Below are 1,887 nucleotides of genomic sequence, written 5' to 3' on the forward strand. Positions count from 1 at the left end.
CCACGCCGACCCCGACTTCAACACCCACAGCCACGCCAACACCGACGCCCACGCCGGGAGGCTGTGATCCCAACGCCAACCTGATCCCAGTTGGCACTGTCCAGGGCACTGGCTTCACTTCCCCCCTGGTGAACCAAACAGTCACGGTTTCTGGAATCGTAGTAGGAGACTTTGAAAATGAGGGGGTGGCTGGCCAAACCTATCTCCAGGGCTACTACCTACAAGATGATGGTGACGGGAATCCCGCCACATCAGATGGCATCTTCGTTTTCAGTGGCACAGCTAATAACGTCAGGCTTGGGGATAGGGTTCAGGTGACCGGAACGGTTGCTGAGTTCCGCCAGCAAACCCAGCTCTCCAACGTCACCAGCTTTACTGTCTGTAGCTCTGACAATCCGTTGCCGGCCCCAGTGCAGATCTCTCTACCGCTGACTGCGGAGCAAAGGGAAGCTCTGGAAGGAATGCTGGTCACATTTGGAAATCAGCCCCTGTTTGTAACCGACTCCTTCTTGCTGGGACGCCACGGGGAGCTGAGTGTGGCCACAGAGCGGTTGTTCACTCCTACGCAAATTGCGGCTCCCAGCCAGGCAGCTGCCATTCAAGCGGAAAACGACCGAAAGCGGATTCGCATTGATGACCGGCTGCTCACCCAAAACCCAGATCCGGTTATCTACCCCACTCCGGGTGGCCTGAGCGCGGCTAACACTGTGCGCGGCGGCGATCGCGTCAGCAACATCACCGGGATCATGACCCAGTTGCGAGGCCGGAATGTCAGTGGCGATGTGGATGCGACCATCGACTACCGTATCCACCCCAATGATCCCAACAACTTGCCCAGGTTTACAGCCACCAACCCTCGCCCGCAAAACCCACCCTCAGTAGGGGGCTCCCTGAGGGTAGCTAGCTTTAACCTGTTCAACTACTTCAACACCTTCGGCAACGCCTGCTTCCCCAATAACTCCTCCTGTCGGGGAGCCAGCAACGCCACCGAGTTCACCCGCCAGCGGGATAAGCTCATCGAGGCTATTCGCCGCATGGATGCCGATATCGTAGGCCTCAACGAGTTAGAAAACGATGGATACGGTTCGAATAGTTCCATTCAGGATTTGGTGAACGGGCTCAACCAGGTCATGGGGGCAGGAACCTACGCCTTTGTGAATGTTGGAGTGCCCAACCTGGGCGGCGATGCCATCACCAACGGCTTTATCTACAAGCCAGCTACGGTTGAAATTGCCCCCGGCACTAACCCGGCCTTCCTGGACACAGGGGAATTCACCCAAGGCCCCGGACGCTTCCATCGTCCTCCTCTGGCTGTAACCTTCCGGCAGCGGAGCAACAACGCCACCTTCACTGTTGTGGTCAACCACTTCAAGTCCAAGGGTTCTCCCTGCGATCCTATTGACAACGATCCCTTCCAAGGCAATTGCAACGGCAACCGCACCCGGGCCGCTCAGCAACTCTTGAGCTGGCTCGCCACCAATCCAACTGGCTCCACCGATCCGGATGTGTTGATTATGGGGGATCTCAACTCCTACGCTATGGAGGATCCGATCAAAACTCTGGAGGCGGGCGGGTTCATCAACCTCAATGGCTCCAACAGCTACTCCTTTAGCTTCCAAGGACAGTGGGGATCTCTGGATCATGCCCTGGCCAACAGCAGTCTGAGACCCCAAGTTACAGGCTCAGCTAAGTGGCACATCAACGCTGATGAGCCCGTGAGCTTGGACTACACCCTGAGCTTCAAGAGTCCCTCTCAGCAGAGCCTATTCTACGCCAGCGATCCCTTCCGCTCTTCCGACCACGATCCGGTGCTCGTTGGCTTGAACCTGACTCCGGCCCCAACACCGACGCCGACGCCCACACCGACACCGACGCCCACACCGACAC

The 1,887-nt window shown here is 57.7% G+C and carries 1 protein-coding gene; it reads left to right on the forward strand.

Annotated elements, in window-relative coordinates; genetic code table 11:
* Positions 1–185: 185 nt before the first annotated feature.
* A partial coding sequence (locus tag NW839_RS11805; RefSeq protein WP_414380665.1) for an ExeM/NucH family extracellular endonuclease occupies positions 186–1,887 on the forward strand: 1,702 nt, incomplete at its 3' end.

The sequence above is a fragment of the Synechococcus sp. R5-15 genome, from assembly GCF_047462035.1.
Taxonomy (GTDB): domain Bacteria; phylum Cyanobacteriota; class Cyanobacteriia; order Thermostichales; family Thermostichaceae; genus Thermostichus.